Source organism: Gammaproteobacteria bacterium, assembly GCA_022450155.1.
Taxonomy (GTDB): Bacteria; Pseudomonadota; Gammaproteobacteria; order Arenicellales; family UBA868; genus REDSEA-S09-B13.
The window spans coordinates 1-13770 of sequence record JAKUQR010000008.1 but is presented as its reverse complement, the minus strand read 5'-3'; the positions used below and the strand labels follow the sequence as shown (position 1 = coordinate 13770).

Genomic DNA, 13770 nt, shown 5'->3' with positions numbered 1-13770 from the left:
TACCACTGAGACTAAACACACATTGAACTGATGATTAAGCCCCGGCACTTGCGTTACAGTACGATCCTTCAAATCACCCAGCAGAAAATCGTGCCAACCAAAATAAAAAAAGCGCTCTTCGGCTGTACACTCCTGGCCATTACAGGTCTACTGGCAAGTTGCGGGGGCAGCTCCAGCGGAGGCATTTACAACCAGGCCTTCAATGTGTCGGGTCAGTGGTCAGGTAGTATTGAAGATGCCACCAACCCAGATCGAAGTCTCAGCCTCACACTCTCGGACAACGCAGGAACCGTTACGGGCACCCTCATCGTAACCGATCATAGCTGCTTTACGAGCGCTGACCTCACAGGCACTTCTGTTCAGGCCTCTGCAAACAGCAGTGGAGACAACACGCTCACAGGTGATCAGGAAAACAGCAATGAGGGTACCGCTAGCTTGAGCATAACTACAACAGAAACTGTCGACACGACAGAGACTACCTTTACCGTGACCTTTACTCTTTCAGGTAACTCGGAATCACTGAGCGGCCAATACTCAGGAACGTGGCCAAGTAGCGGAAGTGGGTGTCGCAGCGGGTTTCAGGGTACGATATCAATTACTCTCGACTGACTGACTAGAAAGGAGATTTATCCGGTAACCTTATTCCGGACGTAGGTCAGCTCAGCTGTCGATGGGGTCGCTGAACCTGCGCACAGTAACCGTTGGGCAACCTCGATCAGATCCCGGGCGCTGGGATAACGGTCCTGGTGCCATATCGTCCGTCCATTCCGACTCAGTATCTCCGCGTAACGGTCCCAGCCACTGCCCACACCGATTTCTTCAACCCCTGGCCCATCGACAGCCTCCGGATCGGTCACCTGGGGCATCTGCTGCCAGCGCCAACCGGTTGCTTCCTGAGGATCGCGAACCAGGCACGCCCAATAAACCTGACCCATCCGTGCATCGATCGCCGGCAGTACGGCCGTACAGCCATCAACCACACGGCTGACACCCTGAGCAAGGCCCATCAGGGAGGAAACTGCCACCAGCGGCAGATCAAGACCCAGGGCAATTCCCTGCGCAACGCCTGCACCAATCCGAATACCGGTAAAAGAGCCTGGGCCCGAATCAAACACGATGGCTTCCAACTCGGCCCGCACAACGCCTGCCTCACTCAGAACCGATTCCACCATCGGCAGAATGCGCTCTGAATGCCCCTTCGGATCGATCTGGAAACGCTCAATAATCTGGTCATCATCTGCGTAGGCTGCTGAGCACGCCTCTGTTGCTGTCTCAATCGCCAGTACCTTCATCGCTGTCGGTCTGGCCCTACAGACTGGTGATACACCGGGCCAGTGCGTCACGCCAACTCGGCAGCGTCAATCCAAATACCCGCTCCAGTTTGGAACAATCCAGCACGGTATAGGCTGGCCTCGGGGCCGGTGTGGGGTACTCTTCAGTGCTGATGGGTTGCACGACCACATCCAGTTGTGCTGTCAATCGAAATATTTCCTGAGCCAAACCATACCAGCTGGTGGTGCCGGTATTGGTCACGTGGTACAGCCCAAAACAGTCCTCGCGACTGCTGTTCAACACTTCAATAATGCGCCGTGTTGCACGGGCTAGATCCTGGGCATATGTAGGCGAGCCAATCTGGTCTGCCACCACGCGAATCGGCTGACCGGTATTGGCCAGCTTCAGCATTGTTTTCACAAAATTATGTCCAACTGCTGAATACAACCAGGCCGTGCGCAGTATCACGTGCCGTTGGGTCGCGCCGGCCACCGCTATTTCTCCGGCCAGTTTGGAATGACCGTATACCCCAGCTGGAGCCACTGCTGTAGTCTCAGTGTAGGGCACCGATGCCGTGCCATCAAAAACATAGTCCGTTGAATAATGTATCAACACAGCACCGACTTCGTCGCACGCACAAGCCAATGATCCCGGTGCGCGGGCATTGATAATATGGGCAAGTTCTGGTTCCGTTTCAGCCCGGTCAACGGCCGTATAAGCGGCGGCATTGATTACGATCGAAGGCTGATAGGTCTGTACGTGATCACGAACGCTCTCTGGCGCCGTCAGGTCGAGTTCCGGCTGATCAATAAACCGGGTTTCGTAACAATCTGATAGGACTTCAGCGAGCGCAGATCCCAGTTGACCTATCCTGCCGAAGACCAGTATCTTCACTGCGCAGATACACCTTAGACCGCGAGATCGCCGATTTCGCTGAGCAACGGAGCCTGGGCATCTTTTTCCGATAGGATGGGCGTAGACACCGGCCAGTCGATTCCGATTTCAGGGTCATCCCAGCGAACACCGGCATCGTTGTCAGCACAATAGGGTGTCGTACACTTATAGAACATCTCCGCGACATCACTCAACACACAGAAGCCGTGGGCATAGCCCGGCGGGATGTATAACTGTTTCTTGTTCTCGGCCGACAAGACAATTCCAAACCACATACCGAAAGCCGGAGAGCACCGACGGATATCTACAGCCACGTCGAAGACATCACCGACAATAACCCGAGCCAGCTTTCCCTGCCAGTTGGGATACTGATAATGAAGACCGCGCAGCACACCCCGGGTTGATCGAGACTGGTTGTCCTGCACGAACACAGAAAGCAGCCCTGCCTCGGCGAAGTCGTGGCTGTTGAAGCTTTCCATGAAAAAGCCGCGGTCATCGTCAAACACTGTGGGCTCCACAACGACAACGCCATCCAGTGGTGTCGGGGTAACAACAATCATCGGGCATGCTCTAACAGATCAACGGAACTGCATTATACGCAGCGTGAACGATCTCCGTGGCAGGACAAAATAGGAAACGCGGGTTCTAACAGCGCGGCGACTCTGTCCAGCGTCAAGACACAATATCCCCGAAAAAGGACTTCAGCCGATCTGACCACGAATTTTCGCGTGGGCGATGCCGCTCCCCCCCTTCCTGGGTCAGTCGGTCAAACTCCATCAGCAGATCTTTTTGCTTGCGGTTGAGGTTAACCGGCGTTTCGATCTTGATCTTGCAGAAAAGATCTCCCTGTGCTTTGCTGCGCACATTACGCACCCCCTTGCCGCGAAGACGAAAGATCCGCTCTGACTGACTTTCCGATGGAATCTTGAGGTTGGCCCGTCCTTGAAGCGTCGGAATTTCAATGTCGCCTCCCAACGCTGCTGCAGCAATACTGATGGGCATCTCACAGTAAAGGTTGTCTCCATCCCGGGTAAAGATCGGGTGCTCTTTCAGACGGACCTGAACGTAAAGGTCACCTGGCGCTGCACCTGTCGTGCCTGCCTCTCCCTCGCCTGACAGACGGATCTGATCACCATCGTCTACACCGGCCGGGATCTTGACCTGCAGCGTCTTAGTTTTCTGAACACGGCCACCCCCATTACAGTCACTACAGGGCGAAGTAATCACAGTACCTTTGCCCCGGCACTGGGGACAGGTCTGCTGAATTGAGAAAAATCCCTGCTGCATGCGCACTTGTCCCTGACCACCGCAAGTGGAACAGGCACCGGGCGACGTGCCAGGCCTCGCACCAGATCCGCTGCAGGTCTTACAGCTGACCAGTGTGGGCACACGAATACGGGTTTCAGTACCTCTTACGGCATCTTCTAGGGAAAGATCCAGGGAATACTGCAGATCACTGCCTCGATTCGAGCTTCTCCTACCACCGGAACCGCCGAAGATATCACCAAAAATATCACCAAAAACATCACCAAACCCTGCAGCGCCGGGTCCGCCACCCATACCCGAGGAACTGTCCACGCCGGCGTGCCCAAACTGATCGAATGCGGATCTTTTCTGGGGATCAGACAGAACTTCGTAGGCTTCTTTTGCTTCTTTGAACTTCTTCTCAGCCTCCTGGTCACCCGGATTGCGATCCGGATGAAACTTCATAGCGAGTCTTCGATAAGCCTTTTTCAGGTCGGCATCAGAACTGTTTTTTTCGGTGCCTAAAACTTGGTAGTAGTCGCGCTTATCCATTATTCCGTATGCTTAGACCAGAGTATTTTGCAACAAACGAAAGCCGGTCCTGATGCCGGCTTCCGAACAGTTGTAGCTGTTATAGCCGTTTTCACGGCGCCTGATAAAGTGATCAGTTATTGTCTTTGTCCTTTACCTCTTCGAATTCGGCGTCGACGACGTCGTCGCCAGCAGGACCTGGTGACCCCTCACTGGCATCGGGGCCGGCCGGGCCGGTCGTTGAGTCATGAGCATCCTGCTCCTGATACATCTGTTCTGCCAGCTTGTGACTGGCTTCCATCAGAACCGTTGTTTTTTCTTTGATCTGCTCGACGTCATCACCTTCTATCGCCTCTTCTAGTGACTTGATCGCCGACTCAATGTTTTCCTTGTCGGTTGTTTCAACCTTATCACCGGCTTCAGTAAGCGTCTTGCGAACAGTGTGAACCATCGCCTCCGCGTGATTGCGTGCATCTACCCGCTCGCGAGTCTGTCGATCCTCTTCGGCATGTGCTTCTGCATCCTGAACCATGCGTTCAACTTCTTCGTCAGATAGACCGGAACCTGCCTTGATGACGATTTTGTTTTCCTTGCCGGTCGCCTTGTCTTTGGCTGAGACATTGAGAATGCCATTGGCATCAATATCAAACGTGACATCAATCTGTGGCAAACCGCGCGGTGCCTGTGGGATATTCGTCAGATCGAACCGACCGAGTGACTTGTTGTGCTGGGCTATTTCCCGCTCACCCTGCAGAACATGGACCGTTACTGCTGTCTGGTTATCATCAGCGGTTGAAAACACCTGATTTGCCTTGGTCGGTATGGTGGTGTTTTTGTCGATCAGCTTTGTCAGCACCCCGCCGAGGGTCTCGATTCCCAAGGACAACGGTGTGACATCCAGCAACAGCACATCCTTGACATCACCGCCCAGTACACCGCCCTGGATCGCGGCACCCACCGCGACGGCCTCGTCGGCATTCACATCCCGCCGGGGTTCGCGTCCAAAGAAATCCTTAACCGCTTCCTGAACTTTTGGCATTCGAATCTGACCACCGACAAGAATAATGTCATCGATGTCTGAGGCGCTAAGACCGGCATCCTGTAAAGCAGTCTTACACGGCTCGATCGTGCGAAGGATCAACTCTTCCACCATCGCCTCAAGCTTCGCCCGACTGAGCTTCATGTTCAGGTGCTTGGGTCCACTTTGATCCGCCGTGATATAGGGCAAGTTAACTTCGGTCTGTGTACTTGAAGACAGCTCAACTTTGGCTTTCTCGGCACCCTCTTTGAGGCGCTGCATAGCAAGTGGGTCGCCACGCAGATCCATCCCGTTGTCTTTCTTAAACTCGTCAGCGAGATAGTCAATCAGTCGGCGATCAAAATCTTCCCCGCCGAGAAAGGTGTCACCGTTGGTCGCCAGAACCTCGAACTGGTGCTCACCGTCGACATCTGCGATCTCGATGATGGATATATCAAATGTCCCGCCGCCTAGATCGTACACCGCGATCTTACGATCTCCCCGCTGCTTTTCCATTCCATAAGCCAATGCAGCAGCGGTCGGCTCGTTGATGATCCGCTTGACATCAAGGCCGGCAATCCTGCCAGCATCCTTCGTGGCCTGACGTTGTGAATCATTGAAATAGGCCGGTACTGTAATAACCGCTTCCGTGACTTCAACACCAAGATACTCCTCGGCGGTCTGCTTCATTTTCTGCAGCACGCGGGCAGAGATCTCCTGCGGAGCCAGTCGTTTGCCGGCAACCTCCACCCAGGCATCGCCATTATCGGCCTTGACGATCGAATACGGCATCAAGTCGATATCCCGTTGTACCAGTTGATCGTCGAATTTGCGTCCGACCAGGCGTTTGACGGCAAAAACCGTGTTGTGGGGGTTAGTAACGGCCTGTCTCTTGGCAGACTGCCCAACCAGCACTTCACCGTCCTCCGTAAAGGCCACAACAGATGGTGTGGTCCGGTCGCCTTCACTGTTTTCGATGACCTTGGCCGTACCGCCATCCATGACTGCGACACAGGAGTTGGTTGTGCCCAGGTCAATTCCGATAATATTTGTCATGCTATGTTCCTTGAAAATCTTCTTGCGAGCTTGGATCGATGTTTCAAAAATGGGGGTAGTCGGTCAGTTTTTCAACCTTTTTCAGCAGTTTTCCCGGGTGATTTTGCCACCATCACCATCGCAGGCCGTAAAAGTCGATTGTTGAGCGAGTAGCCTTTCTGAATGACTTTGCTCACGCAATTGGGCGAAATGTCCTGTGACTCCTCCATGCTCACGGCCTGGTGCTGGTCCGGGTCGAGTTTATCGCCTATTTCGGGTTCAACTGTTTCAACCGAAAACTTCGCAAAAACGTTCTCCAGTTGCCTCAGAATCAGTTCCAGCCCCTCGTTGACACCGCTGTTGTCCGCCTGCGGACCCGACTGCTGATCAACAGTCAAAGCCATTTCCAGGCTGTCTTTCACAGTCAGGAGCTCCCGGACAAACTCCTCTAGGGCGAATTTACGCGCATTGGCGACCTCAGTCTCAGTCCGTTTGCGAATGTTGTCGACTTCCGCCTTAGCCCGCAGATAACTGTCTTGATATTCGGTAACCTGATCAAGCAGAGCGGTAATCTGGTCGGCAGACTCTGCATCATCTTCCGCAGCTAATTCCGAGCTGTCCTCCGCTGGCGTACTCTGGGCATCAGCCTCGGCAGCAGGTTCTGGTGTCGTTTGGGCCCTACCGCAGGAGACGGCGCTGAGGTCGGAGTCATCCGCGGTTACATCTGTCTGAGATTTGTCCAGTTCCAGCTCATCAGCGACCTCACTGGAGGCTATTTCATCGTTCTTCTGGGGTTTGTCTTTGCCGGTTCTAGTCATGATGAAGTGTGTCTCGCGCTTTTGCACCTGGTAACAGTATTGGATCTCTGGCTAAAACTGGGGCAATATTCTCGTTTTTCAAGGGCATGCCAAGCATGCGTTGCCCTTGAATCGGTTCGGATCAACCGCTAGTGAAGAGACTTAAGGGCAGTGCCCAGGAATCGGGCCGTGATATCAACGACGGGAATCACATCCTCATAAGACATACGCGTGGGACCCACCACACCCAGCACGCCAATACAGCGGCCATCTGATTCATAAGGTGCCGTGACAACACTGCAATCCGTCAATGCGTTGTACCCTGATTCTTCTCCAATAAAAATAGATATCCCCCGTGCGTTCATGCTCTTATCGAGCAACTGGAGCAGATCCTGCTTCGCTTTGAACGCATCGAAGATTTCCCGGAGTTTTTCAACTTGGTCGAAGTCCGGCACGCTCATAAGATTGGTTTCACCGCTAACCACTACGCTGTCCGACGCGGTCTGATCGGTGAACAGTTCCTTGGCCATGTTGACTGCCGTACGCATAATTCGATTCATCGAGATACTGTCATGTTCCATATCCTGAACCAATCGTCTGCGCACCTCATTGAGCGAGCGGCCGGAATAACGTTCGTTAAAAAAGTTCGCTGCCTCTATAAGTTCACTGGGAGTATATTTTCGATCGACAAAGAGCACACGATTCTGAACACGGCCGTCCTGGGTAACGAGAATCGCCAGGATTCTGTCCTCAGCCAGCGGTAGAAACTCAATCTGGCGCAGATTGGCGTGCTCACCCCCGGGCAGCAGAACCACACCGGCAAACTGAGTAATCTGGGAGAGCAGCTCCGATGCCATCGACATCAACTCGTCAGGGTCCCGGGCGGACGCGAGTCCGGAGTTGATTTCGTTGATCGAAGCCGCATCCAACGGCTTTACTTTGAGCATGGTATCGACAAAGATCCGGTAACCCAACTGTGTCGGCACCCGTCCAGACGAAGTATGTGGCGAGCGGATCAGTCCAAGATCCTCAAGATCGGCCATTACATTGCGTATTGTCGCGGCACTAAGTTCAAGTCCGGACTCTCGTGAAAGGGTCCTCGAACCGACAGGTTCCCCATCATTTATGTAGCGCCTAACGAGTTCGCGCAGCAATATTTCAGCCCTGTCGCTCAGTTGAATTTCTGGTACGGCTGTCATGTTAAATCGTTGAGTTTAGGCAGCGAGTGAACTTGGATGTAAAATCGGGTTTGTCAGACTGATTTATGGCCTACGCCTGAATCATACCATTGCCAGTACCATACGCAATTACTGAACAAAAATGGACCAGCCCATCACATTTCTTCGATCCACTCATTTACGGAAAAAAGGCCATCTGGCATGCGAATTTCGTCCGTAGGACTATTCGGTCGCTATAAGGATCCTGGAGTCAGCACTACGCTGGATGCTTTGCGAAAACACCTGGAAGATCGGGACATTTCGGTCTACATCGGAGACACGACTGCAGACAATGTCTCCGGCACACGAATTGAAGATTCCGGTCTGCCGGTGGGTGAGACGATAGACCTTGCGGTTGTCGTTGGAGGTGACGGTACCATGCTCCACGTCGCACGCAGTCTGGGCTCATATGCGCTGCCGATGATCGGTGTCAATCTGGGGCGACTTGGGTTTCTAACAGATCTCTCTGCAGACCGGATGCGCGAGGGCATGGACGAACTTCTCCGCGGCGAGTTCACCGTAGAAGAACGAATCATGCTGCAGGTTCAGATTTCAAACGGTAGCGAAAACCTGAACGATAGTATTGCACTGAATGATGTCACCTTAAGCAAGGGCAACACCGGTCGCATGATCGAGTTCGATACCCACGTCAACTCTGAACCTCTTGGACGAACCCGGGGCGATGGTGTGATTATTTCAACACCGACGGGCTCGACTGCCTATGCACTTTCAGCTGGTGGCCCAATACTGCATCCGTTACTGCCGGCAATCGTTTTTGCCCCCATCTGCCCGCATACACTTGGACACCGGCCCATGGTGCTTGACGACAGCAGCATTATTGAGCTGGAGATACTTGATCTGGCCGGCGCAGATGGCAATATCTTTATCGATGGCCTTAAGCAACTTCCGGTCACGGGCAACGAGATCATTCGAATCAGCCGTGCAGAAACTGTGACCCGCATGGTCCGGATCAACAGCCACAACCATTTCACCGCGCTTCGTTCCAAACTTGGCTGGGGATGATCAGCTGCATTCAGCGTAATGATCACCTGGATCGACGTTCGAGATTTTCTAATCGTCAAACACGTCGAAATCTCATTTGACGGTGGCCTCACTGTTATTACTGGCGAAACCGGCGCAGGGAAATCGATCATTGTTGATGCGCTCACCATACTGCTCGGTGACCGCACTTCCGGAGACATCATCCGACCGGGCTCGGAGCAATGCGAAGTGCAGGCCGGCTTTGACCTCAGTAACAATCCTGCCGCGCAGCTATGGCTCAAGGGTCAGGAGATTGATATTGATGGTTCTGAGTGCACACTGAGACGAATCGTATCTCACAAAAAATCATCCCGAGGTTTTATCCAGGGTCGTCCGGTTCCGATCAGTTCATTGCGCGAACTTGGTCAGCTGCTGGTGGACGTTCACGGACAGCACGAATACCACCAGCTGCTCAAGAAATCAGTTCAACGCAAAACATTGGATGCGTTTGCCGGCACTCTCGATGATGTTCACGCTCTGGAAAATTGCTTCAACCGACTGAGCGTCGCTATAGCCCATCTGGAAGAACTGCGCGCCAAGGCAGATGACTCGGCGCAACGAGAAGACTATTTGCGTCATCAAATCGATGACCTGACTGCACTTGCGCCCGAGCCGGATGAGTACGATTCACTGGACAGGACTCATTCACGACTGTCACACACTCGGGAACTGGCGGAAGGCACGTGGCAGACTCTGCATGAGCTGGAGGAAGGAGAAGACGGCACAGTATCAGTGCTCCTTGGGCGTGCATCGGATCGTTTAAAAGAACTCAGCAAATTTGATACCCGCCTGGGCAACAGCGTATCCCAGTTACAGGACGTCACTGCGCTTTTGAGCGATGCCGTAAGCGACATTCGCCGCTGTCATGTTGACTACGAACTTGACCCTGAAGAATTTCAGCGCCTAGACAGCCGGCTGACCGTGCTTCACGACGCGGCAAGAAAATACAAGGTACGGCCAGACCAGCTGCGCGACCTGCTCGAACGACTGTCGGGGGAACTCGAGTCAATCACCACGGAGGAACAGCGAATATCAGAAGTCGAGCAGCAGATCTCAGCGCTGACAACCGACTATGACACCCTCGCCAATCGTATCAGCCAGCGGCGTGCGCAATCGGCCGGAAAACTCGCGGATTCTGTAACTCACCAGTTGGCCGATCTGGGCTTGGAACAGGCTAAATTTACCGTTGATCTCAGCCCTCTAGAGGCAGCAGACCGTACCCGCTACGGCGCAGAAAATGTGAACTTTGCGGTCAGGACCATCCCCGACATGCCCTTTGCACCTCTGGACCAGGTTGCATCCGGCGGCGAGTTATCCCGGATCAGTCTCGCCATTCAGGTGGTCACAGCTCAGATCGACTCTGTACCCAGCTGTATTTACGATGAAGTCGATATCGGTATCGGCGGGAGGATTGCCGAGATCGTCGGCAGCAAACTACGTCTGCTGGGTTCGGAACGACAGATCTTGTGCATTACTCATCTACCGCAAGTGGCCGTGCAGGGCCATGAGCACCTTCACGTCACCAAGACCGATGACGCGGAGGTCGAGATTTTTCCACTGGACCGGGCACTCCGAACAAACGAAATCGCACGTATGCTCGGCGGTATTGAGATAACCCAGCAAACCCTTGCCCATGCCGAAGAAATGCTGCAGCGGGTAACCGACTCATCAGTGCGCTGAAGTGAACTCGATCGAGAATAAGGAACAGCCCGCTGGCGGTACAATCTCTACGTGTGAGACCATAGGGTACATCGGGTCTCGACCCGATTATCATCACCGTTTTATCGCCTGAGCCAGAACAGCATGAATTTCCGACTCGTAATTCTTTTATCTGTTGTGACCTTATTGCTGTCAGGCTGCGTTCGAACCTATCGTATCGATATACAGCAGGGCAACATTGTCACCCCCGAACAGATTGAGCAGCTCAAGCCCGGGATGGAAAAGGCGGAAGTCCGATATCTTCTCGGTGCCCCCCTGGTGGAAGATCCATTTCACACAGAGCGGTGGGATTATTTCTACAGTTTTCGCTCCGGCGAAACGCGTCAGGTCGAGCAACAACGTCTGACCGTATTCTTCGACAACGGGCAGCTGATAAAGATTGAACAAGGTTTCGAATCCGAACCACGGATCCGCAGTTCAAGTGAAAGTCGTGTTCAGGCGCAAACAAAACCCACTAAGCCTGGTTTTCTCAAGCGCACCTGGCGCAAACTGTGGCCTCTGGGTAAGACTCAGTCCAACTGAGGCGTTTTGAGTTTTGCACGCCAGCGCCGGGCATCGACGGGAGACATCGTCAGAGGCCGATAGATCTCGACACGATCTCCCGCCTTAAGGATGTAATCAAGCGTCACTCGTCGAGCAAAGATCCCCACAGCCAGTGTTTCAAGATCGAGCTCGGGTTCGTCGCTGAGGATATTCGAGCGCACGATGGCATCACGGACGGAACTGCCGTCCGGTACGCTGACCTGAATCAGCACCTGCTGCTCAGGTCGAGCATACACCACTTCAATCTCAAGCAAATCTGCGCTCACCGTACACCTGCTCGGCCCGTTCAGCAAACGCATCGATCAGATCACCACAAATCTGAGTGAACACTGGTGCCATCGTCTTCTCGATCAGTCGGGTGCTGAATGCAAAGTCGAGCATCAGACTTACCCGGCACGCCACTTTATCGAGCGAGTCAAACAACCATTTCCCCTCCAGTGCACTAAATGGGCCTTCAACCAAAGTCATATGAATCTGCCGGTTTGGGGTCAGTTCATTTCGCGTCGTAAATGACGATTTCATGCCTTTGTAGGAAACATCGATACGGGCAATAGCGCAGGCTTCATCACGTTCAAGCACAGCTGAGCAGCTGCACCAGGGCAGAAATTCGTGGTAAGCCTCCACATTATTCGCCAGATCGTACATTTCAGCGCTGCTGTAAGGCAGAATGAGGGAACGGTTGACCGTATGCACGTTTAACATCAAGCCCGGTTGAAATATCGCCCCGATTATACTGTTGCGCTCGATCGCCGCGATAACGTGAAAACGCTGTCTCATGCCTAAAGCCAAAGAGAAAGACAATACTATCGCTCGTAATAAGCGGGCCAGGCATGACTATTTCATAGAAGAAGAATATGAGGCCGGCATCGCACTCGAAGGTTGGGAAGTCAAGAGTCTGCGTGAAGGCCGGGCTCAGCTGCAGGAAAGCTATGTGATCCTGAGACAGGGTGAGGTATTCCTGTTCGGGGCACATTTTTCACCTTTGAATAGTGCATCAACCCATGTCACTGCGGACCCCACTCGGACCCGTAAACTACTTTTACATGCCAAAGAGATCGGCCGCCTGCGCGGTGCAGTTGAACGGCGCGGCTACACACTGATACCGCTGTCACTGTACTGGAAACGCGGCCGAGCAAAGCTGAAGATCGCCCTGGCTAAAGGCAAGAAACAGTATGATAAACGGGCCACAATTCGGGAACGGGAGTGGAACCGGCAGCAGCATCGCCTGCTGAAAGAGACCCGCTGAACCCAACCGTTCGGTGGTAAAATGGCTGGCTGGCTGAGAACCAGTCGGCGAATACCGGGGGCGACCTGGTTTCGACGTGGATCACAAAGCCATCGGAGCATGCCGAGGTGCAGTTCTCCTCGTAAATCCAACTGCAAACTTTATAGTTGCCAACGACGACAACTACGCCCTAGCAGCTTAATCCCTGCTAGCCTCTCCCCCGGCTCGCCCATGGGTTGGTATCCGAGGGGTCAAATCACATGGGCTCGCGTGATGGGGTGCTCGTGACCCGCCACGCTAAACTTAAGCGGGCTCGCCGGCCGTAACCCTGTCTGTCGGGGTACGTACGGTCAAATCAAAGACAGACTAAGCATGTAGTCGCCGGTGCGTGGCGGATTGACGGACGCGGGTTCGATTCCCGCCGCCTCCACCAAATTTCCATCCAAGGAAATCCAATATAGTCCAGAATCCCGCGGAAACGCGGGATTTTTTGTTGTATAATCATCCGATACCGTTTCACCGAATCTACCTGCATCCGGGGGCAACTGGGGGCCACTTTGGGGGCAACTCTGGTCCGGGAAGCCAATTCGACGTGCAGTTGCCCCCAGGCATCTGGCAGTAATTTGGCTGTTGTGCTGCCAGACACCTAGGGCATAACCCCTTTTGGGGGACCTGTGAACGATTCTGACCAGAAATTCAAGGGACATATTGGTGCCACTGACAAATACCGCCATACGAAACGCCAAACCGAGGGTGAAGCGATACCGTCTTTTCGACAGCCAGGGACTATATATAGAGGTAGCCCCCAGCGGCGGGAAATGGTGGCCGCTTAAATACCGGATCCTGGGCAAAGAGAAGCGCCTTTCTCTTGGGGTCTACCCGGAGGTCAGCCTCAAGGATGCGCGGGAAAAACGGGATCAGGCCCGAAGGTCGCTGTCGGAGGGTGCCGACCCAATCGAGGCCAGGAAGCTCCAAAGCATAGCTGACGGCACAAGTTTCGAGGCTGTTGCCCGGGAGTGGTTCATCAAGTTCGCACCTGGCTGGTCCGAGAGTCACGCTAATCGCATTCTCCGTCGTCTCGAGAATGATGTATTTCCCTGGCTGGGCTCTCGTTCTATTGATCAGATCGATCCGCCGGAATTACTCAAGGTGGTCCGCCGTATAGAAAGCAGGGGTGCACTCGAAACAGCCCACCGGGCCATACGGAACTGTGGCCAGGTTTTTCGATATGCG

General features: G+C 53.7%; 15 protein-coding genes and 1 other RNA gene. 7 read left to right on the top strand and 9 right to left on the bottom strand.

Annotation, left to right across the window (positions count from 1 at the left end):
- Positions 1–30 precede the first annotated feature (30 nt).
- Complete coding sequence (locus MK323_06065; protein ID MCH2481723.1) at positions 31–609, top strand: hypothetical protein; 579 nt, start codon at positions 31–33, stop codon at positions 607–609.
- 17 nt (positions 610–626) lie between these two features.
- Here the strand turns inward: MK323_06065 and tsaB are convergent, their stop codons facing one another.
- The 7 genes from tsaB to hrcA all read right to left on the bottom strand — a co-directional run bounded on the left by tsaB (position 627) and on the right by hrcA (position 7991).
- The gene (gene tsaB / locus MK323_06060) at positions 627–1292 is read right to left on the bottom strand and encodes a tRNA (adenosine(37)-N6)-threonylcarbamoyltransferase complex dimerization subunit type 1 TsaB (protein MCH2481722.1); all 666 of its coding nucleotides are present in this window, start codon (positions 1290–1292) and stop codon (positions 627–629) included.
- Between the two features lie 16 nt (positions 1293–1308).
- Entirely contained in the window at positions 1309–2166 is an 858-nt protein-coding gene (gene rfbD, locus MK323_06055) for a dTDP-4-dehydrorhamnose reductase (GenBank protein ID MCH2481721.1), read from the bottom strand.
- A gap of 14 nt (positions 2167–2180) precedes the next feature.
- Complete coding sequence (gene rfbC, locus MK323_06050) at positions 2181–2723, bottom strand: dTDP-4-dehydrorhamnose 3,5-epimerase (GenBank protein MCH2481720.1); 543 nt, start codon at positions 2721–2723, stop codon at positions 2181–2183.
- Between the two features lie 115 nt (positions 2724–2838).
- A complete protein-coding gene (gene dnaJ, locus MK323_06045; protein MCH2481719.1) occupies positions 2839–3963 on the bottom strand; it encodes a molecular chaperone DnaJ in 1125 nt (374 codons plus the stop codon).
- 112 nt (positions 3964–4075) lie between these two features.
- Positions 4076–6016 (bottom strand): molecular chaperone DnaK, encoded by a 1941-nt coding sequence (gene dnaK / locus MK323_06040; protein MCH2481718.1) that lies wholly within the window; start codon positions 6014–6016, stop codon positions 4076–4078.
- A 71-nt stretch (positions 6017–6087) separates the two neighbouring features.
- The gene (gene grpE, locus MK323_06035) at positions 6088–6813 is read right to left on the bottom strand and encodes a nucleotide exchange factor GrpE (protein MCH2481717.1); all 726 of its coding nucleotides are present in this window, start codon (positions 6811–6813) and stop codon (positions 6088–6090) included.
- 128 nt (positions 6814–6941) lie between these two features.
- Positions 6942–7991, bottom strand: a complete 1050-nt coding sequence (hrcA, locus tag MK323_06030; protein ID MCH2481716.1) for a heat-inducible transcriptional repressor HrcA — start codon at positions 7989–7991, stop codon at positions 6942–6944.
- A 180-nt stretch (positions 7992–8171) separates the two neighbouring features.
- Here hrcA and MK323_06025 point away from each other — a divergent pair, with 180 nt between their 5' ends.
- The 3 genes from MK323_06025 (at position 8172) to MK323_06015 (ending at position 11291) form a co-directional block, all read left to right on the top strand.
- Positions 8172–9032, top strand: a complete 861-nt coding sequence (locus MK323_06025) for an NAD(+)/NADH kinase (GenBank protein ID MCH2481715.1) — start codon at positions 8172–8174, stop codon at positions 9030–9032.
- 18 nt (positions 9033–9050) lie between these two features.
- Positions 9051–10730: a DNA repair protein RecN gene (gene recN, locus MK323_06020; protein MCH2481714.1), complete on the top strand. Its 1680-nt coding sequence runs from the start codon at positions 9051–9053 to the stop codon at positions 10728–10730.
- Between the two features lie 123 nt (positions 10731–10853).
- Positions 10854–11291, top strand: a complete 438-nt coding sequence (locus MK323_06015; GenBank protein MCH2481713.1) for an outer membrane protein assembly factor BamE — start codon at positions 10854–10856, stop codon at positions 11289–11291.
- On the opposite strand, the gene MK323_06010 is transcribed toward MK323_06015, so the two are convergent.
- Both MK323_06010 and MK323_06005 read right to left on the bottom strand, forming a co-directional pair.
- A complete protein-coding gene (locus MK323_06010; GenBank protein ID MCH2481712.1) occupies positions 11279–11578 on the bottom strand; it encodes an RnfH family protein in 300 nt (99 codons plus the stop codon). The two genes, MK323_06015 and MK323_06010, sit on opposite strands and share 13 nt — an antisense overlap.
- Entirely contained in the window at positions 11559–12089 is a 531-nt protein-coding gene (locus tag MK323_06005; protein ID MCH2481711.1) for a type II toxin-antitoxin system RatA family toxin, read from the bottom strand. The genes MK323_06010 and MK323_06005 overlap by 20 nt, the downstream gene beginning before the upstream one ends.
- On the opposite strand from MK323_06005, the gene smpB reads away from it, so the two are divergent.
- From smpB to MK323_05990, 3 genes are all read left to right on the top strand, one after another.
- The gene (gene smpB, locus MK323_06000; protein ID MCH2481710.1) at positions 12088–12558 is read left to right on the top strand and encodes an SsrA-binding protein SmpB; all 471 of its coding nucleotides are present in this window, start codon (positions 12088–12090) and stop codon (positions 12556–12558) included. The genes MK323_06005 and smpB overlap by 2 nt on opposite strands.
- 56 nt (positions 12559–12614) lie before the next feature.
- Positions 12615–12970, top strand: a transfer-messenger RNA (tmRNA) gene (gene ssrA / locus MK323_05995).
- 278 nt (positions 12971–13248) lie between these two features.
- A partial coding sequence (locus MK323_05990; GenBank protein ID MCH2481709.1) for an integrase arm-type DNA-binding domain-containing protein occupies positions 13249–13770 on the top strand: 522 nt, incomplete at its 3' end.